Source organism: Streptomyces ortus (genome assembly GCF_026341275.1).
GTDB classification, from domain to species: domain Bacteria; phylum Actinomycetota; class Actinomycetes; order Streptomycetales; family Streptomycetaceae; genus Streptomyces; species Streptomyces ortus.
This window is the reverse complement of record NZ_JAIFZO010000002.1, coordinates 6,225,607-6,248,811: the sequence shown is the minus strand read 5'-3', so window position 1 is coordinate 6,248,811 and position 23,205 is coordinate 6,225,607. Positions and strand designations below refer to the sequence as shown.

Sequence of the window (23,205 nt, the reverse complement as noted above, 5' to 3'; positions counted from 1 at the left end):
GAGGTCACTCCTCAGGAGGCAGAGCCGGCTGCGGCGGCGTGGACGGGGGCGATCCGACTGGGGAGGGTCTGCCAGATCTCGGGGGTGTAGAAGTGGCCGCCGCCGAGCACGTCGTGCCGGTACGGGCCGGAGGTCAGGGCGTTCCACCGGGGGCCCGCGTCGGCGCGGATCAGCGGGTCGCCGGCGCCGGAGAACACCTGGAGGGGCACGCTCACCCGGGCGCCCCTGTGGACGAAGGTGTCCCGGACGGCGATGTCGGCCCGCATCAGTTCCAGCGCCACCTCGGTCAGGTCGGCGCTCTCCCGGACGTGCGGGGGCAGCAGGCCGTGCGTGCCCATCCACTCCAGCAGCCGATCGTCGTCGTCCTGGGCCGCGGGAGAGAGTTCGCTCTCGGTCAGGCCGCGGTCCGGCGCGTTGCAGGAGGACAGGACGAGCGCCGCGGGCCGGTGCGCCTCGTCCGTCTCCAGCCGGGCGGCGACGTCGAAGGCGGTCCAGCCGCTCATGCTGTGCCCGAAGAGGAGGTACGGGCCGAGGTCGGCCGCCCGCAGGGAGTGCGCGACGTCGTCGACGAGCTCGGACCAGTCGCGGGCGAAGGGCTCGACGAACCTGCCCTCCCTGCCGGGGTAGCAGAGCACGACCAGGTCCGTCGCGGGGGGCAGGTGCGCGGTCCACGGCCGGTACGCGGCCGTGCCACCGCCGAAGAAGCTCAGGCCGACCAGGGTCCGTTCGGCGTGCGGCGTCCGGTGCAGGGGCACCATCGTGGTGTCCCGTACGCCGCTCACCGTGCTCCCCCGGTGGGCGCCGGCCCGGCGGCCCCGCTGTGGTTCGCTGCCATCGGTTCAGGCCCCGTTCATCGCGGCCACGAGGGAGGCCGGCCGCATGTCCGTCCAGTTCTCCTCGACATGGGCCAGGCACGCGGCCCGCGTGGCCGCTCCGAAGACGGTGGACCATCCGGCGGGTACGTCGAGGTCCGCGGGCCACAGGGAGTGCTGTCGCTCCGCGTTGGTCAGGACGAGATAGGAGCCTGTTTCGTCGTCGAACGGGTTGTTCACGGGATTGTCCTTTCGGGGTGGTGTCACAGGTGGGGGCATTGGGCCCGCTCGGTGGTGGGCCGGGGGTCGCTCGGTGGTCGCTCGGTGGTCAGAGCCAGCCGAGCCGGGCGGCCTTGACGCCGGCCTCGAAGCGGCTGCGGGCGCCGAGGCGCTCCATGAGGGCCGCCATCATGCGTCGGGCGGTGCGGTGCGAGACGTGCAGTCGGCCCGCGGCGGCGGCATCGGTGCAGCCCTCGGCGACCAGCCGGAGCAGCGCCAGTTCCTTGCCGCTCAGGGTGTCGTCCGCCGCGGGCCGCCCGGCGGCCGGCGGGGTGGCCGACGACCAGGTCTGTTCGAACAGGGCGGCCAGGGGGGCGACGAGGCCGGGGTCGGTGACCTGGAGCGCGCCCGCCGTCGTGTTCCGCGGGTCGAGGGGTACCAGCGCGACCGAGCCGTCGAAGAGGATCATCCTCGGCAAGGGCGCCCCGGAGCAGCGGAACAGGCCCCCGTTGCCGGTCAGCCAGCGCACGTACGCCAGCGTCGCGGCGTCGTAGGAGCCGGTGTCCGTGCCGACGGTCCTGATCGACACCGAGCGGCTCAGCAGCGCCGCGTCGTTGCGGCGCGCCGCCACGAGTTCCGGCGCCGGCCGCGCGCCACCGGGCAGGAACGTCAGCACCTCGCGGGTCGCCTCGCCCGCCAGCCGGTCCACCCGGCACTGCACCTCGTCCATCCCCAGGAGCCGTTCGACCTGTTCGGCCCTGCCCGACCGGCCGGAGGCGTCGGACATGAGCAGGCGGACGACCTCGGCATGGGTCTCGGCGAGCCGCCGCTGCCGGCGCATCAGCTCCTCGTGCTGGCCGGCCAGCGACTGCCGCAGGCTCAGGACCGGGTCCACCACCGCGTATCGGCCGGGCACCTCGAAGGAGGGCCGCAGCAGGCCGAGTTCGAGCAGCCGGTCCAGGCAGGCACGGACCAGGTCCGGCGCGACGGCCAGCCGGTCGGCGATCTCCTCGGCGGCCGGTGGCGGCGATCCGCGCATCTCCCGGTACACCGCTTCTTCCAGCTGTTCCAGTCCGAACATGGTGAGCATGGGGTTCGTCTCCCAGGTCTGTCGGTGAACGCCCGCCGTCAGCGGGAGGCGGCGGGCCGCAGCGCCGGCCGGGCGGACCGGGCCGTCGCGAGGTACACGGCGATCCCGGCGACGGTCGGGGCCCGGAAGAGTTCGCGGACCGGCAGTTCCAGCCCCAGGGTCGACCGCACCCGGGAGATCAGCTGGGTCGCCAGCAGCGAGTGCCCGCCCAGGGCGAAGAAGTTGTCGTCGACCTCGACCGAGTCCAGGCCGAGCACCTGGGCGAACAGCCCGCCGAGCACCTCCTCCGTCGCCGTACGGGGCCCGGTGGCGGCCGGTGCCGCGTCCGCCGACGCGGCCGGGCGTGCGGTGAGGCCGGCGGCGACGTCATCGGAGCGCCGGTCACCGGACGGCCGGTCCTGGACAGGTGATACGTCGAAGTCGGCGAGCGGCCGTCCTGGGTACTCGGCCGCCTGGGTGAGCAACCGGCGCAGGCCGTCGGCGAGCCGCTCTCCCGTCGAGGCGTCGAACAGGGCGGTCGAGTACATCAGGGCCCCGGTCAGTCCGGCCGGTGCGCCGTCCTGGTCGAGCCGTTCCTCCACGTCGACGACCAGGTCGAACTTCGCGGTGGTCGACGGGACCGGCCATTCGGACGCCCGCAGCCCGGGGAACCGCGGACCGGCACTCGCGTGCTGGAGCTGGACCATGGTCTGGAAGAGCGGGTGGCGGCCGGGCGAGCGCGGTGGGTTCAGCTCTTCCACCAGCCGCTCGAACGGCACGTCCTGGTGCTCGTAGGCCGCCAGGTCGGTGGCCCGGACCCGGCGGAGCAGTTCCGCGAAACTCGGGTTCCCGGAGAGGTCGGTGCGCAGGACCACCGTGTTGACGAAGAACCCGACGACGTCGTCGACGGCGTCGTCCGTCCGGCCGGCCACCGGGGTGCCGATCGGGATGTCCTCCCCCGCGCCCAGCCTGCCGAGCAGGGCGGCGCATGCGGCCTGGAGCACCATGAACAGCGTGCAGTGGTGCTCCTTGGCGAGCGCGAGCAGGCTTCGGTGGAGGTCGTGACCCCACTCGATGTCCGCCGTTCCGCCCGCGTAGTCGCTGATCTCGGGCCGCGGCCGGTCCGTCGGCAGGGCCAGTTCCGTCGGAAGGGCGGCCAACTGGTCGCGCCAGTAGCCCAGTTGACGGGACAGCACACTGCCCGGGTCGTCCTCACCACCCAACAACTCCCGTTGCCACAGCGCGTGGTCGGCGTACTGCACCGGCAGTTCGTCCCACTGCGGAGCCTCGCCCCGGATGCGGGCGGCATAGGCGGCGGAGAGGTCGCGCAGGAGCGGCCCGAGCGACCAGCCGTCGCAGATGATGTGGTGGAACACCAGGAGCAGGACCTGGTCCGCCGGCCCCGTCGTGAACAGGTGCGCTGCCAGCGGAGGTCGCACGGCCGGCTCGAACCGCTGGTCCGCCGCCGCGCGGACCGCCGCCCCGACCTCGGCCTCGGGCAGTTCCCGGTGCACGAGGGCGGGCCGGAACGCTCCGGGCGCGAGTACCGACTGCGCCGGCCGGTCGTCCCGTACGACGAAGACCGTCCGCAGACTCTCGTGCCGGTCCGTGACATCGCACCACGCCTGTTCGAGAGCGTCCCGGTCCAGCGGACCGGTCAGGCGCAGAGCGACGGGGAGGTGGTAGCTGGTGCCTGTCTCCTCCCACTGGTCCAGGAACCACAGCCGCTGCTGGGCGTAGGACAGCGGCAGCACGTCCGGTCGCCGCCCCGCCCTCAGCGCCGGCCTGCCCGGGAGCGCTTCGTCGAGGCCCGCCGCCAGCCCGGCCACGGTCGGGGCCGCGAACAGTAGCCGGGCCGGCAGTTCCACGCCCAGCACGGAGCGCGCCCTGCTGCTCAGCCGCACGGCCAGCAGGGAGTGGCCACCGAGATCGAAGAAGCCGTCGTCGATGCCCACCGCGTCACGGCCGAGCACCTCCGCGAACAGCCCGCACAGCAACTCCTCGCGGAGAGTGCGCGGTGCGCGCCGGGTGCCGGTGGGGTAGACCGGTTCCGGCAGCGCGGCGCTGTCGAGTTTTCCGTTCGGCGTCAGCGGCAGTTCGTCGATCACCACGATCGCGGCGGGCACCATGTGGTCCGGCAGGCTCTGCCGTACGAACTCACGCAGCCGTCGTACGTCGAGTTCCGTGTTCCGCGCGAGCACATAGCCGACGAGGCGTGCGTCCCCCGGCCGGTCCTCCCGCAGGACCGCCACCGCGTGCGTGACGCCCTCGTGGCGGGCCAGTGCCGCCTCGACCTCGCCGAGTTCGACGCGGAAACCGCGGATCTTCACCTGGTCGTCGGCCCGGCCGAGGAATTCCAGCGCGCCGTCGTCGGTCCACCGGACCAGGTCGCCCGTGCGGTACATGCGCCGTCCGGGCCGATACGGGTTCGCGACGAACCGCTCGGCGGTGAGGCCGGGGCGGTTCACATAGCCCCGCGCCAACTGGGCGCCCGCGACGTACAGTTCGCCGATCACCTTCGGCGGGACGGGACGCAGGGCCGCGTCGAGCACGAACACGTCCACGCCGGGGATCGGACGGCCGATCAGCGGTCGGTCGCTGTCGTCCGACGTCCAGAAGAGGGAGTCGACCGTGGTCTCGGTCTGTCCGTAGATGTTGTAGGCGGTGATCCCCTCGGTCTCCCGGATCCGCCCCCACAGCTTCTCGCCCACCGTCTCCGCGCCGGTCATCAGGACCGCCGGCGGTGTTCGGGCCGGGTCGAGCATCCCCTGCTGGATCAGCTCCTCGGCGTAACTGGGCATCACGTCGAGGGCGTCGATGCCGCAGCGGTCCAGGTACCGGGCCATGGCGGCGGGGTCGCGGCGGGTGTCGTCGCCGATGAGGTGGAGTTCGTGGCCGACGGCCTGCCACAGCAGGGCGACGACCGAGGTGTCGAAGGAGAGGGACGCGGTGAGCGCCATGCGGCAGCGCCCCGGGCCGCGGGTCCGCTCGGCGGTGGCGATGACCTCCGCGCGGTAGAAGGCGAGCAGGTTGGCCAGCCCGCCGTGCGTCACCAGCACGCCCTTGGGCTCACCGGTCGACCCCGAGGTGTACACGACGTAGGCCGGATGGTCCGCGGCGAGCGCGCCCGTGAGCTCTTCCGACGCCCCGTCGTCGAGTGCGGGGTCGTCGTCCAGTGCGGGGCCGTCGACAAGCACCGGTTCGTGTACGGGCAGCGACGCGGCGGACGCGCTGTCGGTGACGACCAGGGCGGCGGCGGAGTCCGTCAGCAGGTGGGCGATCCGCCGGACCGGGTACGCCAGGTCGACGAAGAGGAAGGCGGCGCCCGCCTTCAGTACCGCCAGCAGGGCGACCACCAGGTCCGTGGACCTGGGCAGGGCCACCGCCACCACCCGGTCCGGGCCCGCGCCCCGGCCCACGAGGTGGCGGGCGAGCCGGGTGGCACGCGCGTCGAGCTCGGCGTAGGTCAGCGTGGTGTCCTCGAAGACCAGCGCCGTCGCGTCCGGGGTGCGGGCGGCCTGCTCCCGGAACGCGTCGGGCAGGAACACGGTCCGCTGCGCGGGTACAGGGTCGGGGACGGGGCGCTCGGCGAGGAAGCGTCGCCGTTCCCCGTCCGAGAGCACGTCGACGGCGCCGATCGGCCGTTCGGGGGCGGCGAGCACCTGCTCCAGCAGCCGCCGCAGGCGCGCCACGAGCTGTTCTGCGGTGGTCCGGTCGAACAGCTCCTCGGCGTACTCCAGGTAGCCGGTCAGCCCGGCCGGTGCGCCCCGGTCGTCGCGCTCGTCCACCAGTTCAAGACTGAGGTCGAACTTCGCGATGTCCCAGGTCACCGGGGCGTGGTCGGCCTTCAGTCCGGCGAAGTCCGGGGTGGTGGTCCCGGCGTGCTGCACCTGGATCATGATTTGGAACAGGGGGTTGCGGGACAGCGACCGTTCGGGCCGCAGTTCCTCGACGAGCCGTTCGAAGGGGACGTCCTGGTGGGCGAACGCCTCCAGGTCGGTGTCCCGGACCCGGCGCAGCAGTTCGGCGAACCCGGGATCGCCCGCGGTGTCGGTGCGCAGCACCAGGGTGTTGACGAAGAACCCGACCAGGTCGTCGAGGGCGCTGTCCGTCCGGCCCGCCACCGGGGTGCCGAAGGGGATGTCGGTGCCCGCGCCCATCCGGGTCAGCAGCGCCGCGAAACCCGCCTGCAGCACCATGAACAGCGTGCAGCCGGCGGACCTGGCGAGTTCGAGCAGCCCGCGGTGCAGCTCAGGCTCCCAGTGGAGGGCGACCGTGCCGCCGGACTGCCCCGCCACCGCGGAGCGCGGCCGGTCCACCGGCAGCGTGAGCTCCGCCGGCAGGTCGGCCAACTGCCGCCGCCAATAAGCCAACTGACGGGCCATCACACTTTCGGGGTCCTCGGCTTCGCCGAGCAGTTCCCGCTGCCACAGCGTGTAGTCGGCGTACCGCACGGGCTGCGGCGGCCAGTCCGGGGCGTTCCCCTCGCAGCGGGCGGTGTACGCCAGCCCGAGGTCCCTCAGCAGCGGACGCAGGGACCAGCCGTCGGCTGCGATGTGCTGAACGACCAGCAGCAGGACGTGCTCCTCCCGCTCCTCCTGCTCTTCCTGCTCCTCCTGCTCCTCCTGGCCGAGCGGGAACAGGGTGGCCAGGACGGGCGCGTGCGCGGTGAGGTCGAACCGGTGGCGGACCCGCTCCGCCATGGCGCCGGCGAGGTCCCGCGGTGCCACCTCGACGACCTCGATCGCGGGAGCGGAGTCCAGCACGACCGGGTGCGGCTCACCGCCCTCCTCGGGGAAGACCGTGCGCAGGCTCTCGTGCCGCCGCACCACGTCGGCGAGCGCCCGGTCCAGCGCGTCCCGGTCCAGCGCCCCGGTGAGACGGACCGCGACGGGCACGTTGTACGTTCCCTCGTCGCGCTCCATCCGGTTCAGGAACCACAGCCGTCGCTGGGCGAACGAGAGCGGCACGGGTTCCGCCCCCGCCCGGACGGTCAGCGCGGGGCGCGCGACTCCGGTCAGCCGGGCCAGTCCGGCCACCGTGGGTTCGGCGAACAGGTCCCGGAGCTCGAACCCCTCCCCCAGGACGGACCGGATCCGGGAGAGCAGCCGCAGTGCCAGCAGGGAGTGCCCGCCGAGGTCGAAGAAGTGGTCGTCGATCCCCACGCGGGGCACCCCGAGGACCTCCGCGAAGAGTTCGCACAGGATCTCCTCGCGGGGACTGCGCGGCTCCCGCACGGCGTGCGCGCCCCGGTCGGGTTCCGGCAGCGCGGCCCGGTCGAGCTTTCCGTTCATCGTCGTCGGCATGGCCTCGACCAGGACCACCGCGGCGGGGACCATGTAGTCGGGCACGCCGGCCGACACGAACCGGCGGAGTTCGCGGTCCGTGAGGCCCTGGGACCGGGCCACGACGTACGCCACCAGACGCTGGTCGCCGGGCCGGTCCTCCCTGAGCACGACCGCGGCCTGGACGACCTCGGGGTGGCCGGCCAGCACCGCCTCGATCTCGCCTGGCTCCACGCGAAAGCCCCGGATCTTCACCTGCGCGTCCACGCGGCCTACGTACTCCAGCTCCCCGTCGGCGGTCCAGCGGGCCAGGTCACCGGACCGGTACATGCGTTCCCCGGCCGCGAACGGGCAGGCCACGAACCGCTCGGCGGTCAGCGCGGGACGTCCGGCGTATCCCCTGGCGAGCTGGATCCCGCCCAGGTACAGCTCCCCCACCACCCCCGGCGGCACCGGCCGCAGTCGGCCGTCCAGCACGTACGCCGACACATTGGCCAGCGGTCGGCCGATCGGCACCGAGCTTCCCTCGTCGTCGCGGTGGCACTGCCAGGAGGTCGCGTCGACGGCGGCCTCGGTCGGTCCGTAGAGGTTGTGCAGTTCGGTGGAGCCGAGCGCGGTGAACAGTTCGCGCCGGGTCTCCGCGGGCAGGGCCTCGCCGCTGCAGATGATCCGGCGCAGGCCGGTGCAGTCGGCCGCGGCGGGCTCCCGGAGGAACGCCTGCAGCATCGAGGGCACGAAGTGCGTGACGGTGACCGATTCGCCGCGGATCAGTTCGGCGAGGTAGGCGGGGTCGCGGTGTCCGCCGGGCTTCGCGATCACCAGGGCCGCCCCGGAGATCAGCGGCCAGAAGAACTCCCACACCGAGACGTCGAAACCGGCCGGGGTCTTCTGCAGGACCCGGTCCGCGCCGGTGAGCCGGTACCGGTCCTGCATCCACAGCAGCCGGTTCACGATGGCCGCGTGCGGGACCACGACCCCCTTGGGCCGCCCGGTGGACCCGGAGGTGAAGATGACGTAGGCGGGGTGCGCCGGGAGCGCTCGCGGGAGTCGGGCGGAGACCGGCGCGATCGGATCGATCTGCTCGGCCTTCTCGGCCTTCTCGGTCTGTTCGGTCTGTTCGGTCCGTTCGGTCCGTTCGTCGAGCAGCAGCTTCGGCGTGGGGCCGGGGACGGCGGCGGCGTTCGTCGAGTCGGTCAGTACGAGGACCGGCCCGGCGTCCGCGACCATCGCGGCGATCCGCCCGGCGGGGTGGTCCAGATCCACCGGAAGGTAGGCCGCGCCCGCTCGGACGACGGCGAGGAGCGCGACGACCAGTTCCACCGAACGGGGCAGGGCCACGGCCACGATCCGGTCGGGGCCCGCGCCCCGGTGGACGAGCCGCGCCGCCAGCCGGTCCACGCGTCCGGCCAGCTCGGCGTAGCTCAGCCGCTCGTCGCCCGCCACCAGGGCCGGCGCGTCCGGCGTGCGCCGGACCTGCTCCGCCCACAGCTCGGCGAGCGTCACCCCGGGCAGTTCGACCGCGGTGTCGTTCCACCGCCGTACGACGCGGTCGTGCTGCTCGGGCGACAGCAGGGTCAGCGCGGAGAGCGGTCGGTCCGGGTCCTCGGCCACCTGTTCCAGGAGCAGCACCAGCCGGTCGGCGAGCTCGGCCGCCTGTGCGGCGGTGAACAGGTCCGGGCGGTGGTGCAGGCGCAGCGCGAGCCGCTCGCCCGGTTCGACGGCGAGGGTCAGCGGGAAGTGTGCGCTGTCCCGGAAGGTGACGCCCACCTGCAGTTCGCCGTCGGGTGAGTCGACCTCGTAGTCGTGCATCGGGAAGTTGTCGAAGACCACGTTGGTGTCGAAGAGCGCGGTGGGGAACCCGGTCAGGCGCTGGATCTCTGTCAGGCCGAGGTGGTCGTGGTCGAGCGACGCGGCGCGTCCCGCCTGGATCTGCTCGAAGAGCGCGCTCACCGAAGCCGCCCGGTCCAGGCGCACCCGTACCGGAACGGTGTTGATGAGCATCCCGATCATCGAGTCCGCGCCGGTCAGTTCCGCCGGACGGCCGCTGACCGTGGAGCCGAACACCACGTCGTCGCGGCCGGTGAGCGAACCGACCAGGATGGCCCAGACCGCTTGGCACACCGTGTTGAGCAGGACGCCGTTTCGCCGGGCGTGTGCGGTCAGCAGCGCCGTCGTCCCGGACGACAGCAGCACCTCGACCTCTTCGGGCGGCGGACCGGTGCGGGAATCGGCGGAGGCGACGAGCGTGGGCCCGGCGACCCCCTCCAGGGCCGCGGCCCAGTGCCGCTCCGCGCCGGCCCGGTCCTGTCGCGCGAGCCAGGCCAGGTAGTCGCGGTACGGACGCACCGGCGGCAGGCCGTCGGTGCCGCCCGCCCGGGAGTACACGGCGAAGAGTTCCTGGAACAGCAGGGCGAAGGACCAGCCGTCCAGCAGGAGGTGGTGGGCGGTCACGAGCAGCCGGTGGCGGTCGGCGGTGTGCCGGACGAGGGTGAACCTGATCAGCGAGGCTCCGCCGACGTCGATGCCGCGGGCCCAGTCCTGCTCGGTCAGTTCGGCGATCCGGTCCGGCGCGTCCTCCTGGCCATCCTCCTGGCCGATCTCGATCTCCCGCCAGTCCACAGGGACATCTCGGCGGACCACCCGTATCGGTTCGCCCGTCTTCCGGTACCGGAATCCGGACCGCAGGGTGGCGTGGCGCCGTATCACGGTGTCCGCGGCGGCCTTCAGGAGTTCGGAATTCACCGGCCCTTCGAGATCCACCGCGAATTGCGCGAGGTACGGACTGTGTTTTTCCCGGTCGAACAGCGCGTGAAAGAGCAGGCCTTCCTGCAGGGGCGAAAGGGGAAGGACGTCCTCGACTACCGACTGGTTCATCTTCAGTGTCAACTTCCTCAGAAAGCCCGCAGATCGGATTCGATCTCTTCGAGTTCGTGCTGGCTGAGCGAGTTCAGGGTCAGGTCGGACGGGGTGAGTCCGCCCGCTCCGGGTTCGCGGGCGTGCGCGACCAGGGTCCGGAGCATCCGGAACCAGGTGTGCGCCAGCTCGCGGGTGTCCGCCTCCGACACGACGCTGTCAGCCCAGCTCCAGGTGGCCCGCAGCACCGGACCGTCCGCCCGGTCCACCGTGGCCACGTTGACCTCGACGCTGTGGGCCATGGGCATCCCTGATCCGGTGTCGTCCAGACCGGTCCCGTACTCCGGTACGACCGACCAGTCGGCGTCGTCCGACACCTCGAAACGGCCCAGGTAGTTGAAGACGAACTCCGGCCGGTCCGCCTTCTCCAGCAGCGCGCCCGTCCGCGGGTTCAGATGGCGCAGGAGGCTGTAGCGGACTCCCTTGTCGGGCACCGCGCGCACCTGCTCCTTGATCCGCTTCACCGCGTCGCCCACCGCCGGCCCGGCGGCGTCCACCTCGGCCCGGTCGAGTTCACCGAGGTCGAGCCTGATCGGGAACAGGCTGGTGAACCAGCCCACGGTCCGGGAGAGATCCACCTCCGCGAGTGCGTCCTCCCTGCCGTGGCCCTCCAGGTGCAGCAGTGCGGTGCCGTCGCCCGCCGTGCCGCGTGCGCGGTGCCAGTCGCCCATCGCCAGCGCGAGACCGGCGAGGAGTACGTCGTTGACGCCGGCGTTGAACAGCGACGGCACCGTGGTCAGCAACGCCTCGGTGAACTCGGTCGGCAGGGACTCCGTGAAGCACCGGTCCCGGCTTTCGAGGTCCTGCCCCGGGACCCTCGGCCGGTCGCCGAAGCGTGCGGCGCCGGGGCGCAACCGCTCCAGCCAGCCGGGGAGTTCGGCGACGGCGGTCCGGGTGTGCGCCTGCTCGGCGAGTACCTGGGACCAGCGGCGGAACGAGGTCGGCACCGGGTCGAGAGCGATCGCGGCACCCTTCTCGACCGCCTCCCAGGCCGTCGCGAGATCGGCGGCCAGAATGCGCCAGGAGACCGAGTCGACGGCCAGGTGGTGGACGACCAGGGCGAGCAGGCCACGGCGATCCGGTCCGGCGTCGAACCACACGGCCCGCAGGACGTTGCCCTCCCGGGGGCGGAGCCTGTCGCGCGCCGCGTCCGACTCCTGCCGTACCAGCGCGGCCAGGTCCTGTTCGGGGCGCCCCGACACGTCGGTCCGCCGGACGGCCGAGGCCGCGTCGACCGCGCCCGCCGGCAGGGTCTCCAGCGCCCAGTCCGCCTCGTCGTCGGGCACGGACAGCCGCAGGCGCAGGATGTCGTGGTGGTCGAGCAGGGCCTGCGTCATCGAGAGCAGGCGGGGTTCCGTCAGCCCGGCCGGGGTGCGCAGGACCGCGAACTGGTTGTAGGTGTCGACCGCGCCGCCGCGTTCCCGGAGCCAGTGCATGATGGGAGTGGTGACGACCGGCCCCACCCCGCTGTCCGCGACGGGCGCCGGCTCCCGGTCGAGCGTGGTGGCCGTCTGCGCCAGCGCCGCCATGTCCCGCCGCGTCAGCACGTCGCCGACGGTGATCCGCAGACCGGCCTTCCGTGCCCGGCTCACGAGTTGCATGGCGATGATGCTGTCTCCGCCGAGCGCCACGAACCCGTCGTCGGTGCCGACGTCGCTCACCCCGAGGACTTCGGCGACCAGTCGGCACAGGACACGCCGGTGCCGGACGACCGGAGTTTCCCCGGCCGCACTCGAATTCGGTTCGTCGAAATGGCTGGTCACGTATTCCCTCATTCCGAGTCCGGTCTGGAATCAGGAACGAAGTTAGCGAACGGTGTTCGCCGCCTGCGGCAGTCGAAGCGGCAATTCGAGGGAGCGCCGCGGAGGAAAGCAGCCGAATTGCCGGTGGGATTGCCGCCCGAACGCGGCGGCGCACGCGGACGATGACATGCGCGACGTACGGACGGAATCACATCGAGAAGAGGCTCAGCGGTGACAATCCAGCAAGCGGTCCAGCCGACGGTCGACCTTGCGATGTTCGGCGGTGGCCGGGCCGTACCCAGGGAGTTCGGGATCAGGCCCTGGCCGATGGTGACCGACCAGGACGAGCAGGCGGTCCAGCGGGTCCTGAGGTCCGGCCGGTTCACCTCCGCCTCGTCGGGCGAGCGGGAGATCGCGGGCCTGGAACGGGAGTGGGCGCGGCACGTCGGCACGGAGCACTGCGTGGCGGTGAGCAACGGAACCGCCGCGCTGTCGGTCGCGCTGGCCGCCGCGGGGGTGGAGCCCGGCGACGAGGTCATCGTGCCCGCCCTGAGCTTCATCGGCAGCGCCGCCGCCCCGCTGCACCTCATGGCCGTACCGGTGTTCGTGGACATCGACCCCGTCACGTTCAATCTGGCCCCCGCGGCGGTCGAGGCCGCGATCACCGGCCGGACCAGGGCGATCGTCGTGGTCCACCTGCACGGTCTGCCCGCCGAGCTGGACGAGATCACCGCGATCGCCGCCCGGCACGGGGTCACCGTGGTCGAGGACGCCGCGCAGGCGCACGGCGCCCGGTACCGGGGCCGGTCGGTGGGCTCGATCGGCGCGGTGAACGCCTTCAGCCTCAACGTCAGCAAGAACCTCGCCACTTGCGGTGAAGGGGGCCTGATCACGACCGACGACACGGACGTGGCGACGAGGGCGACCATGCTGCGGCAGTTCGGAGAGCTCATTCCGGCGGGCGGCGAACGCAGTTACGTGGCGCATCTGCTGGGCTGGAACTGCAAGCCGAACGCGGTGCAGGCGGCCTTCACCCGGAGCCGGCTCGCGCGGCTCCCCTCCGAGACGGCCGTCCGCGAGGAGAACGTCCGCCGACTGCTGGGGCGGCTGGCCGCGTGTCCCGGCTTCCTGGTGCCCGAGGTCCCGCGGGACCGCACCCATGCCTGGCACATCCTGCGGATCCGGGTGAGCCCCGCCGCCTTCGGACTGGCCGACGAGCTGGCGGGCCCGCTGCGCGCCGTCGTCCAGCGGGCGCTGCGTGCCGAAGGGGTGCCCGCCGTGCCCTACCAGTTGCAGCCGCTGCCCGCGCAGCGGGTCTTCACCGGGCGGCGCGGATTCGGCGCATACCCGTGGGCGTTGCCCGGCGTCGTGGACAGCCCCTACCGTGCCGAGGACTTCCCGGCGACCCTGCGGGTCCTGGACGACTCCTTCACGATCCAGAAGGCGCATCTGCATCCGGACGCGGGGCCGTTGCTCGACCGGTACGCCGACGCGTTCGAGAAGGTCTGGCAGCACCGCGAGGCGCTGGCCGCCATCGCCGCGACGACGGACTACACCCCGCACTGGGAACGCGCCTCGGAGATCGCCGACACCGAATGGGCCGGGGCGTTCCCCTCCCGATGAGCCCGATGACCTCATCCCGCCGCACGCCGTCGCACACCACCGCACCCCATGATCCGGGACCAGGATCATGGGGTGCGGTGGTGTGCGGGGCGGTTCAAACCGCCCGGGGCCCTTGCGACGCCGGGAGTTCAGGCCAGCAGCCGTCGTACGTGCTCGGTCACCGCGGCGCCGGAGATGCCGTTGCGCGCCAGCAGATGCCGGTGCCCGCCGGTGCCGGCGGCGAACCGGTCGGCGACCGCCACCCGCCGTACGGGGCAGGCGACACCGAGGTCGGCCACGACCTCGGCCACGGCGGAACCGAGGCCCCCGGCCGCCCAGTGTTCCTCGACGGTGACGATCCCGCGTGTGCGGGTGGCGGCCTCCACGATCGCCTCCCGGTCGAGCGGTTTGACGGTGTGCATGTTGAGCACGGCCACGTCGATCCCGGTGCGGGCCAGTTCCTCGGCGGTCCCGACCGCGGTGAGCACGGGGTGCGGTCCGGTGGCGATCAGCGTCACGTCGGTGCCCCGGCGCAGGCGCTGCGCGAGTCCGATCCGTACCGGCTCCGCCCCCGGCGCCAGATCCGGCGTCGCGCCGCGCCCGAGGCGCAGGTACACCGGTCCCGGCAGCTCCGCGCAGGACCGGACCAGGGTCTCGGTGGCGGGACCGTCCGCGGGCACCAGCACCGTCATGTTCGGCAGCATCCGCATGACGCCGAGGTCTTCCAGCGCGTGGTGGGTGGAGCCGAGATGGCCGGCGGAGAGCCCGCCGTGGGTGGCGACGATCCGCACGGGCAGGTTGTTCCAGGCGATGTCGAGCTTCACCGCCTCCAGCGCGCGGGTGGCGGCGAAGGTCGCCATGGTGTTGACGAAGGGGACGCGGCCGGACCTGGCGAGTCCCGCCGCCACACCCATCAGGTTCTGTTCCGCGATACCGAGGTTGAGATAGCGCGGTGCGGCGTCGCCCCAGGCGGTGGCGGAGAACAGGCCGGTGTCGCTGTCCAGGCACACATGGCGTTCGTCCCGGCCGAGCAACTCGACCAGTACGTCCCGGTACACCTCCCGGGCCGCGCGGGTCTCCGTGGACGCGGCGGAGTCGGTCGAGGCGGTGGGGTCGGTGGACACTGCGGGTTCGGCTGTCACGACGGTCATGTCGTCTCCGTTCGGGGTCGTTCGCCGCGCAGCACCGCCGCACGGGCACGCCGGTGCCCGCGCTCGGTGAGCCGGACGTAGTGACTGCGGGCCTGGCCCTCGATGTACGGCAGTCCTCTGCCCTTGACCGTGCGGGCCAGCAGCACGGTCGGCCTGCCCGGGGTGTGCGGAACGCGCGACAAGGCCGAGCGCAACTGGTCCGGGTCGTGCCCGTCGACGTCGAGCACCGTCCAGCCGAAGCTGCGCCATCGGTCCCCGAGCGGCTCCAGCCCCATGGTCTCCTCGGTGTCACCGCTGATCTGGAGCCCGTTGCGGTCCACGATCGCCACCAGCCGGTCCAGGCCCTGGGCGCCGGCCGCCATCGCGGCCTCCCAGACCGAGCCCTCCTGCAGTTCGCCGTCGCCGAGCACCACGAAACAGCGCCGGTCCCTGCCGTCCAGCCGGGCTGCGAGCGCGAAGCCGACGCCGAGCGGCAGTCCGTGGCCGAGTGACCCGGTCGGCATCTCGACCCCGGGGACGGCCGGATTCGGGTGGGCGGTGAACACGCTGTCCGGGGTGCCGTAGCCCGCCAGCAGTTCCTCGGGGAAGAAGCCCCGCTCCGCCAGGACGGCGTACAGTCCGATCGCGCCGTGCCCCTTGCTCAGCAGCAGGATGTCCCGGTCCGGCGCCTGCGGCCGCTTCGGGTCGATCCTCAGCACATCGCGGTAGAGCGTCACCAGGATCTCGACCATGGACATCGAGCCGCCGAGGTGGCCGCCCTCCGGGTTGGCGCACATCCGCACGACGAGTTCCCGTGCCGTGCGCGCGTGGTCGTCGCTCATCGATTCTCTCCGGTGAGGTGTTCGCCCAGTCCGGCCAGCGCACGGGTCAGCACCCCGATGCCGAACAGGTACTCGGACAGTTCGATGTGTTCCCGGTCGGAGTGGTCGAGGCCGCTGTCCCCCGGCCCGTAGGTGGCCATCGGTACGCTCCACCGCTCCGCCAGGGTGTTCATGTCGGAGGTGCCGGTCTTCACCTTCGCCCGCGGGCTGCCGCCCTGTGCGCGGATCGCGAGCGACAGGGCCCGCACCACGGGGTCGTTGCGGCCGACCCGGCAGGCGCGCACGGTGTTGACGACCTGGAGCGTGTCCGGGTCCAGCCGCCCGGACAGCGCGGTCACCAGGCCCTCGGTGTCGAAGCCCGGCGGAATCCGGATGCTGAACTCCGCGGTGGCGGACGTCAGTCCACCCTCGATCGACGTCAGGGTCGGGCCGGGACTGTCGAACCGGGCGTGACTCGCCTCGGGGCCGAGCAGGTCCAGCAGCTCCGTCCAGGCCCGGGCCGCGCGTTCGGACGCCTTGGGCACGACGTTGCTGGGGTGGGTCGCCTCGCACCGTACGTGGTAGCGCAGATCGAGCTTTCCCTTGTACCCGAGGACGACCGTGTCGCAGCCGCTGGGCTCGCCGATGACCAGCGCGTCCGGCGGCTCGTGCGTACGGCGGATCTCCACCGCGCCCCGGGACATCGTGGTCTCCTCCTCCACCGCGCCCACGACCACGATCCGGCCGCGGAAGCCGGTGCTGCCCGCGGCGGCGCAGATCATCGTGGCGAGCGGCCCCTTGGCGTCGACCGCGCCCCTGCCGTACAGGCGGTCGCCGTCCACCCGCACCGGGATGTCCCCCGGCACGGTGTCCAGGTGCCCGAGCAGCATCACCGTCGGCCCCGGGCCGCGCCGGATCTCCCCGACGGCGTTGCCCGCCCCGTCGATCCGCGCGGTGAGACCGGCGCCGCGCATGGCGTCCACCACGTGGCCGGCGAGTTCCGACTCCTCGAAGGACGGTGAGGGGATCTTCAGCATGCCGTGCAGCAGTTGGACCGCGGCCCGGTCGGAGAACCTGCTCACTCTTCCTCCAGGAGTACTTCGGTGCCCGCGCCCGCCAGGGCCTCCTGGACGGGACTCGGCCGGCGGCCGTCCGCGATCAGGACGCGGCGCACACCGGACAGCAGTGCGTCCCGGGCCGCGATCAGCTTGACCCCCATGCCGCCGGTGACCACCGGAGGCGCCCCCCGGCGGGGGACCCGGCAGACGGGGAGCACCGACGCCTCGTCGTTCCGGTCGGCCAGTACCCCTCTCGCCCCGGTGAGCAGCACGAGGGTGCTCGCCCGGACGGCGCCCGCGACGGCCGCGGCGACGCGGTCCGCGTCCACGTTGACCGCCCGGCCGTCCTCGGCCACGGCGGGCGGCGACACCACGGGCAGCAGCCCCGCGGTGAGCAGCGTGGACAGCAGGTCGCCGTTGACCGCGACGATCCGTCCGCAGTGGTCGTCCCTGACCACGATCCGGCGTCCGTCGAGGAATGCGCGGTGCGCGGGCTTACGGGCGGCCACGAGAAGTCCGGCGTCCAGACCGGTCAGCCCGACCGCGTCCGCACCGGATGCGCGCAGGGCGGCCAGCAGCCGGGGTTTGACGGAGCCGGCCAGCGCCAGCTGCACGACTTCGAGCGTCGATTCGTCGGTGTACCGGGTCGACACCCCGTCCGGGGCGACGAGCCGGCGTGTGGGTACGTCGAGGCGTTCGGCGAGCCGGTCGATGTCCGCCGAGCCGCCGTGGACGAGGATCACCGGCCTGCCGCCGCGGTGCGCGGCGGCGACGTCCGCGCAGATCGCCTCCGACCGCACAGCGGCGTTGCCGCCGCACTTGACCACAAGAATGTCCCGCATGCGCTTCATCGGCTTCCGTTCAGTTCGGATGCAGTCCGGGGAATTCCAGCCCTGTCCGCTCCGGCCAGCCGAAGCGGACGTTCAGGCATTGCACCGCGCCGCCCGCGCCGCCCTTGACGAGGTTGTCCAGGGCGCCGATCAGGACGGCGGTGCCGTCGTCCGCGGACACCGCGAACCCGACGTCGCAGTGGTTGGATCCGGTCAGGATCTTCGGCTCGGGGAGCCGGTACAGGCCCTGCCGCTGGGCGATGACCCGGACGAACGGCTCGTTCGCGTACGCCGCGCGGAACGCGGCCCGTACGTCTTTCTCCGACACACCGGACGCCAGTTGTACGTGGCACAGCACCTGCACGCCGCGGACCGCTTCGACGCCGGTGGCGGTCATCCGCACGGTGTGCCCCGTCGCCTGGGCTATCTCGGCCTCGTGCCGGTGCCCGGAGGGGGCGAACACGCGGAGGGCGCCGCTGCGTTCGGCATGGGCGCCGGCGGCTCCGGCGGAGACGCCCGACCCGCTGGAACCGGTTCTGGCGTCCACCCGGACCGTGCCCTCGATCAGCCCCGCGCGGGCCAGCGGCCGCACGGCGAGAATGCCGGCGGTGGCCATGCAACCGGGAACCGCGATCCGGTCGCTCGTGGCCAGTTCGGCGCGATGCCATTCCGGCAGCCCGGTGGTGAACTCGGGAATCAGCTCCGGTGCGGTGTGTGCGACCCCGTAGTAGGACGCGTAGATCCCGGGTTCCCGCAGACGGAAGTCGCCGGAGAGATCGATGACCGTCTCCGCCGATTGCAGGAATTCGGCCATCCTTCCCATGGTCTCCCGATGCGGAGCGGCCAGGAGAAGCACATCGCATTCGATGGTCCGCAAGGTGTCGTGGCCGACGAAGCACAGCTCCGTGTGGCCGCGCAGGTTGGGATGGGGGCCGTCGACCCGGCGCCCGGCCAGCCGGTCGGAGGTGGCGGCCACGACGGTCACCCGTGGATGACCGTGCAGCAGCCGCAGCAGCTCGCCGCCGATGTAGCCGGAGGCCCCGACGATCGCTACTCGGAGCATGAGCGTGACTTCTCCAGGAGGTGGTCGACGATCCGGTCGGCGACGGAGACCTCGTCGCCGAGGGCCTGCTGGAGACCGGAGAACTCGACGCCGTGGTTGACCTCCAGGACCAGGATCGCTCCCGTCTCGTCCTCGATCAGGTCGACACCGGCGATCTCGGCCTCCACCGCCTGCGCGGCCCTGACCGCGAGTTTCGCGATGTCCGGGGTGAGGGGGCACAGTTCGCTCACGGCGCCCCGCGCCACATTGGTCCGCCAGTGCTCGCTGCGCCGGTAGGTCGCGGCCAGCGCTTCACCGCCCACCACGATCACCCGGATGTCCCGCCCCGGTTTGGCTATCCATTCCTGCAGGTAGACGATCCGTGCCTGGGGTGAGGGCAGGGCGGCGACGTACTCCAGCACGGTCTCCGCGGTCTGCCGGTCCGGCAGTGCGGAGACCAGCCGGCCCCACGAGCCCTGCAGCGGCTTCACCACGGCCGGGTAGCCGAGGCTCTCCAGAGCCGTCAGCGCGGCTTCCGGGGTCAGCCCGAGGGCCGTTCGCGGTGTCGGGAGCCCGGCTTCGACGAGCGCGGCGGACGTGCGCCACTTGTCCCCGCACAGCGCGGTGGCCCGCGCGGAGTTGACCACCGTCGCGCCCGCCGCCTCCAGCGCGTCGGCCGCGTACGTCGCCCTGGCGAGCCCGATCTCCCTGTTCAGCACGATCGGGTGCGGGACGCGGTCACCGAGTCGGTGCCACCACTCACGGCTGTCGATGTGCCGATGGGCGATCCCTCTGCGCGAGAGGGCTTCGAGGATTCTCTTCTCGCTGGCCCGCACGCGGGACGCGAGTACCGCGAACGGCTCGGCGCCCCTCACTCGCCCCAGTCCTCCTCGATCTCCGGCGCGAGGGCGGCCCGGATCGGATCCAGCGTGAGGATCTCCAGTTCGCTGGCGCATTCACCGCATTCCACAATCTCGCCGATCACCGGTGTTCCGGCGGGCACCACCGCGTTCTCACATTCCGGGCAGGTGACCATGTCCAGTCCCTTTCATCGACCGCCAAGACACGGGTAAACGTAGGGGCCGCCGCGGGCCCCGGTAGGCAGAAGCAGCGGCAGTCTCAGCCGGCCCGGACCGCCGCCGTCGTCGTCGGGGTTCGGTCCCGCCCGTGCAGGAGCCGTACCAGCTGCAGCACGGTGAAGTGCTCCGGCAGCCGGGCGCCCGCCGGCCGGACCAGGCCGTGGACCAGCAGCGCGTGCAGGGCGGCGGCCGGATCCGGCACGAGGCGGCCGAGGTCCGCGACCGTCCAGTGCGGACGGTCCGCCACCTCGGCCAGCACCCGGCGGTGGCGCTCGGCCACGATGTCGACGCTGCGCGCCACGGAACGCAGCAGGTCCTGGCAGCCGCAGCCCGCCGGGGAGGAGAGGAGGGAGGAGTCACGGCCCGCTCGGGCCAGCAGGAGTTCGGGCGGGTACACCAGGCACCAGCCCGCCGCGTACTCAAGGGCCCGGGGTACGCCGTCGAGCCAGCGGCACAGCCCCACCACGGCGTGCGCGTTGTCCGGCCGGAGCCGGAACCCCGGCCGTGAACGGCGCATGTGGGACAGGAACAGGGCCACGGACGCGACCTCGCTCAACAGGGCGTGGTCGTAGTCCCGCGCCTCCTCCGGCACGGTCATCGCGGTGAGCGGCAGGACGCGTTCGCCCGGCAGGTGTCGCGGCGTCAGGCCGGTCACCACCACGCGCAACCCCGGACAGCGCCGAAGCAGTTCGCCGATGTCGACCCTGCCGGGACCCCAGGCGTCGTCGCCGTCGATCATCAGCAGTTCGTACCTCTCACCGATCGCCTCGACGAGGTCGTCGGCCGGACCGCCGGCGCCCGGCGGCGGTTCACCGGAGCGGGAGCCGGCCGCGGAGGTCGCACCGCAGCACAGGGGGTCTCCGGCCGGGGCGTGCCAGCCGACCCGCCAGCCCTTGGCGCGCAGCGACTGTGCCGCCGCGAGCACCAGATGCGTCTTGCCGATGCCGCCGATACCGACGACGCTCACCAGACGGTGACGGTGCACAGTCACCTGATCGAGCAGAACCTGCAGCTCCGCTTCCCGGCCCACCAGCGCGCCGGGCGGAGCGGGCGGTTCGGGCAGTGCGGGTGGCGCGGGCAGTTCGTGCAGGGGGACCCGCAGGTGCGTCGGGCTTCCTCCGGCGGCGTGCAGTTGCAGACGCTCCGTGTCGCCCAGTCGCAACGCGTCGGCGAGCAGTCCCACGCTCTCCCGTCGGGGCCGTCGCACCCGTCCGCTCTCCAGGTCCCGGATCGCCCTGACGCTCAACGTGGCGAAGTCCGCCAGTTGTTGCTGGGTCAGCCCGGACCGGCCTCGGTGCCTCTTCAGTAGGTCGGCGAAGGGAACGGTTTCGCGGGCCCTCTCACGTTCGCGTAACGGGATTCCGGTCGCCGCGGTTTTTCCGACGGCTTGCGGAGCGACATTCAAGGGCCGGGTGATCTCCCCGTAGGTGTCCCCGTGCGCCACATGTCCGAGCGTTTCTCTTTCTCGGTCACCAATTTTCCGGACAGCATCCCGTAGTTTGTTACTCACGGAGTCGGGCGCCTTTCTCTCTGTCTTCCCCGTGCACACCCGCAGGTCAGCCACCTATTCGACCCCAACCGCTGTCGTCGCCGGGGGCGGCGGCGGACGTCGTCGCGTAGTCGGCGCCATTCGTTTCGGCGGTGGCGGTGGCGACGGCCGCGCCGAACATCATCGCGCAGAGAACAGTGGCCACGAACACACGGACAGACTTCATGGTTTCTCCCAGAATTCAGAGTGAGGAATGTTTGGAAGGTCCCGTCCGATGGTGTCCGGCCGTTTCCCCTTCCGCTCTTCCAGGATGGTGTGCGCCCGTCCCACAATCCACCGACGGAACCATTCACCAAGTTCTTCGGCACCAAAGCGGGGGGTGCGCGAAAAACCCACGGGGTAATAATCGATGGCAATACGGACACCGTCGGCCGGCTGCGGGCCGGTTCCGGAAGCCGGTCGGGGCCGTCCATCGCCGCGCGGGCGTCGAGGTCCCGTACCTGGTCCCGTACATGCGAAAGCCGGCCCTGGGCAGGGCCGGCGTGGTCGCGCGGGAGTGCGGCGGGGCCGGTGACCGGCGCTTTCGAGGTCTCCTCGTGAAGCGCCGGCCGCGCCGGCCCGCGAGGTCTCAGCCGGCCTTCACCGTGTCCCCGGCGATCAGCCCGTGGCCGGCGGGCGCCGACCCCAGGGCGGCGCCCGACTCCACGACCCCGTTGTGCTCGTCGACGAAGACCACTCGGGGCTCCACCTTCGACGCGTCCGCGTCCGCCACCGCCGCGTAGGCGATGATGATCACGAGGTCGCCGTTCTGGACGAGACGGGCCGCGGCGCCGTTGACGCCGATGATCCCGCTGCCCCGGGGTCCCTCGATCACATAGGTCTCCAGCCGGCTGCCGTTGTTGATGTCCACGAGGTGTATCAGCTCGCCGGGGAGCAGATCGGCCGCGTCCATCAGGTCGGCGTCGAGGGTCAGGGAACCGACGTAGTTCAGGTCGCACTGAGTGATCGTGGCTCGGTGGATCTTGGACTTGAGCATGGTACGGAACATGGCTGTCGCCTTTCGGGTTCAGTGCCTTCTGGTCTGGAACCACGCGTGGACGTCGGCGGAGAAGAATGTGGTGAAGCCGCCCCGGAAAACACGCGGATGGATGCTCGTACAGCGCGGGCGGGCAGTTCGCGGGGCGCGGCGGCCGGACGAACGATCGGCATCGGTGACGGCCGCGGAAAGCGGCCCTCATTCGGATGCCGTCAGCACGCACGAAAATAACTTCGACGGCGGTCGTCGAGTATTCCACGCGAAATCGGCCTTCGCCAGACACGCATTCCCGGGACACCGCGAGGAGGTGAATCACGATCTTCGGACCCTGTCTTCGTGGCCTGTTCTGCTCGCATGGGCGCGAAATGTGACCCGCTCACTTTCGTGTCGCGCAGTTTGCTGAGGGGGCGAAGGGCTGGAGCCGAATTACCCGCCGGAGTCACAGTGATGAGGCACCGGGGGCGTTTGCGGACCATCGCGAGTTCGCCTTCCGCTGCGGAAGCCGGAAGTCATCGAGAGCCCGAAGGGAACGGAACATGACGGTGGACAGCGCGACCGAGGAGGCCCGGGCGATTGCCGTACGGATCGCCACGGTCTTCAAAGAGGTGCTCGGCGCACAGGACGTGCCCGACACGAGCAGCGGATTCCTGGACATCGGCGGCGACTCGCTGACGGCCGCCCGGGCGGTGTCCCTCATCAGCTCGCAACTGGGCGTGCGGATCACCGTCCGCGACCTGTTCCGGTCGCAGACCCCCGACTCGCTCGCCCTCGTGGCGCTGCGGCGCCCGGCCGCCTGACCCGCTCCGGGGCCGGCCCGCGGTGAGAGCCGGCCCGTGGGGAGGGCCCGCAGTTCCGATCGCATTCCGTAACGACTTTTCGAGAGGTGAGGGCATGGTGGCGCAGACGTACCGCGTGGTGGTGAACGGCGAGGAGCAGTACTCGGTCTGGCCGACGGGACGGGAGCTGCCCGCCGGGTGGTTCGACGAGGGCACCTCCGGCTCCAAGGAGGACTGCCTCGCCCATGTCGAGCGGGTGTGGACCGACATGCGGCCGCTCAGCCTCCGCCGGGCGCGGTGAG

18 protein-coding genes are annotated in these 23,205 nt (G+C 72.0%); 3 read left to right on the top strand and 15 right to left on the bottom strand.

Features of this window, described 5'->3' with window-relative positions; genetic code table 11:
• Positions 1–11: 11 nt before the first annotated feature.
• The 5 genes from K3769_RS30770 to K3769_RS30750 form a co-directional block, all read right to left on the bottom strand.
• A complete protein-coding gene (locus tag K3769_RS30770) occupies positions 12–782 on the bottom strand; it encodes a thioesterase II family protein (RefSeq protein WP_267029514.1) in 771 nt (256 codons plus the stop codon).
• Positions 783–839: 57 nt separating this feature from the next.
• The gene (locus tag K3769_RS30765) at positions 840–1,052 is read right to left on the bottom strand and encodes an MbtH family protein (protein ID WP_308216412.1); all 213 of its coding nucleotides are present in this window, start codon (positions 1,050–1,052) and stop codon (positions 840–842) included.
• A gap of 88 nt (positions 1,053–1,140) precedes the next feature.
• Positions 1,141–2,121 (bottom strand): helix-turn-helix transcriptional regulator, encoded by a 981-nt coding sequence (locus tag K3769_RS30760; RefSeq protein ID WP_267029512.1) that lies wholly within the window; start codon positions 2,119–2,121, stop codon positions 1,141–1,143.
• Between the two features lie 38 nt (positions 2,122–2,159).
• A complete protein-coding gene (locus tag K3769_RS30755; protein ID WP_267029511.1) occupies positions 2,160–10,259 on the bottom strand; it encodes a non-ribosomal peptide synthetase in 8,100 nt (2,699 codons plus the stop codon).
• 17 nt (positions 10,260–10,276) lie between these two features.
• Positions 10,277–12,061 carry a condensation domain-containing protein gene (locus K3769_RS30750; protein ID WP_267029510.1) on the bottom strand — a complete coding sequence of 595 codons (1,785 nt, stop codon included), beginning with the start codon at positions 12,059–12,061 and terminating at the stop codon, positions 10,277–10,279.
• A gap of 210 nt (positions 12,062–12,271) precedes the next feature.
• Between K3769_RS30750 and K3769_RS30745 the strand changes: the two genes are divergently transcribed.
• Positions 12,272–13,663, top strand: coding sequence for a DegT/DnrJ/EryC1/StrS family aminotransferase (locus K3769_RS30745; RefSeq protein WP_267029509.1), 1,392 nt, complete (start codon positions 12,272–12,274; stop codon positions 13,661–13,663).
• A 128-nt stretch (positions 13,664–13,791) separates the two neighbouring features.
• Here K3769_RS30745 and K3769_RS30740 read toward each other — a convergent pair whose 3' ends face one another.
• From K3769_RS30740 to panD, 10 genes are all read right to left on the bottom strand, one after another.
• Positions 13,792–14,793, bottom strand: a complete 1,002-nt coding sequence (locus tag K3769_RS30740) for a transketolase family protein (RefSeq protein ID WP_267029508.1) — start codon at positions 14,791–14,793, stop codon at positions 13,792–13,794.
• Positions 14,790–15,614 (bottom strand): transketolase, encoded by an 825-nt coding sequence (locus tag K3769_RS30735; RefSeq protein WP_267029507.1) that lies wholly within the window; start codon positions 15,612–15,614, stop codon positions 14,790–14,792. Before K3769_RS30735 ends, K3769_RS30740 begins: the two co-directional genes overlap by 4 nt.
• Positions 15,611–16,675 carry a M20/M25/M40 family metallo-hydrolase gene (locus K3769_RS30730; protein WP_267029506.1) on the bottom strand — a complete coding sequence of 355 codons (1,065 nt, stop codon included), beginning with the start codon at positions 16,673–16,675 and terminating at the stop codon, positions 15,611–15,613. Before K3769_RS30730 ends, K3769_RS30735 begins: the two co-directional genes overlap by 4 nt.
• Complete coding sequence (locus K3769_RS30725; protein ID WP_267029505.1) at positions 16,672–17,493, bottom strand: [LysW]-aminoadipate kinase; 822 nt, start codon at positions 17,491–17,493, stop codon at positions 16,672–16,674. Before K3769_RS30725 ends, K3769_RS30730 begins: the two co-directional genes overlap by 4 nt.
• 19 nt (positions 17,494–17,512) lie before the next feature.
• Positions 17,513–18,544: an N-acetyl-gamma-glutamyl-phosphate reductase gene (gene argC, locus K3769_RS30720; protein ID WP_267029504.1), complete on the bottom strand. Its 1,032-nt coding sequence runs from the start codon at positions 18,542–18,544 to the stop codon at positions 17,513–17,515.
• Positions 18,532–19,398, bottom strand: coding sequence for a RimK family alpha-L-glutamate ligase (locus tag K3769_RS30715; protein WP_267029503.1), 867 nt, complete (start codon positions 19,396–19,398; stop codon positions 18,532–18,534). Before K3769_RS30715 ends, argC begins: the two co-directional genes overlap by 13 nt.
• Positions 19,395–19,559 (bottom strand): lysine biosynthesis protein LysW, encoded by a 165-nt coding sequence (locus tag K3769_RS30710; protein ID WP_210888966.1) that lies wholly within the window; start codon positions 19,557–19,559, stop codon positions 19,395–19,397. Before K3769_RS30710 ends, K3769_RS30715 begins: the two co-directional genes overlap by 4 nt.
• Before the next feature lie 83 nt (positions 19,560–19,642).
• A complete protein-coding gene (locus K3769_RS30705; protein WP_267029502.1) occupies positions 19,643–21,046 on the bottom strand; it encodes a helix-turn-helix domain-containing protein in 1,404 nt (467 codons plus the stop codon).
• A gap of 112 nt (positions 21,047–21,158) precedes the next feature.
• A complete protein-coding gene (locus K3769_RS30700; RefSeq protein ID WP_267029501.1) occupies positions 21,159–21,317 on the bottom strand; it encodes a hypothetical protein in 159 nt (52 codons plus the stop codon).
• 402 nt (positions 21,318–21,719) lie between these two features.
• On the bottom strand, positions 21,720–22,139 hold the full coding sequence (panD, locus tag K3769_RS30695) for an aspartate 1-decarboxylase (RefSeq protein ID WP_267029500.1): 420 nt from the start codon (positions 22,137–22,139) through the stop codon (positions 21,720–21,722).
• Positions 22,140–22,663: 524 nt separating this feature from the next.
• On the opposite strand from panD, the gene K3769_RS30690 reads away from it, so the two are divergent.
• Positions 22,664–22,924 (top strand): acyl carrier protein, encoded by a 261-nt coding sequence (locus tag K3769_RS30690; RefSeq protein WP_267029499.1) that lies wholly within the window; start codon positions 22,664–22,666, stop codon positions 22,922–22,924.
• A gap of 94 nt (positions 22,925–23,018) precedes the next feature.
• A complete protein-coding gene (locus K3769_RS30685; protein ID WP_210888975.1) occupies positions 23,019–23,204 on the top strand; it encodes an MbtH family protein in 186 nt (61 codons plus the stop codon).
• Position 23,205: the final 1 nt, after the last annotated feature.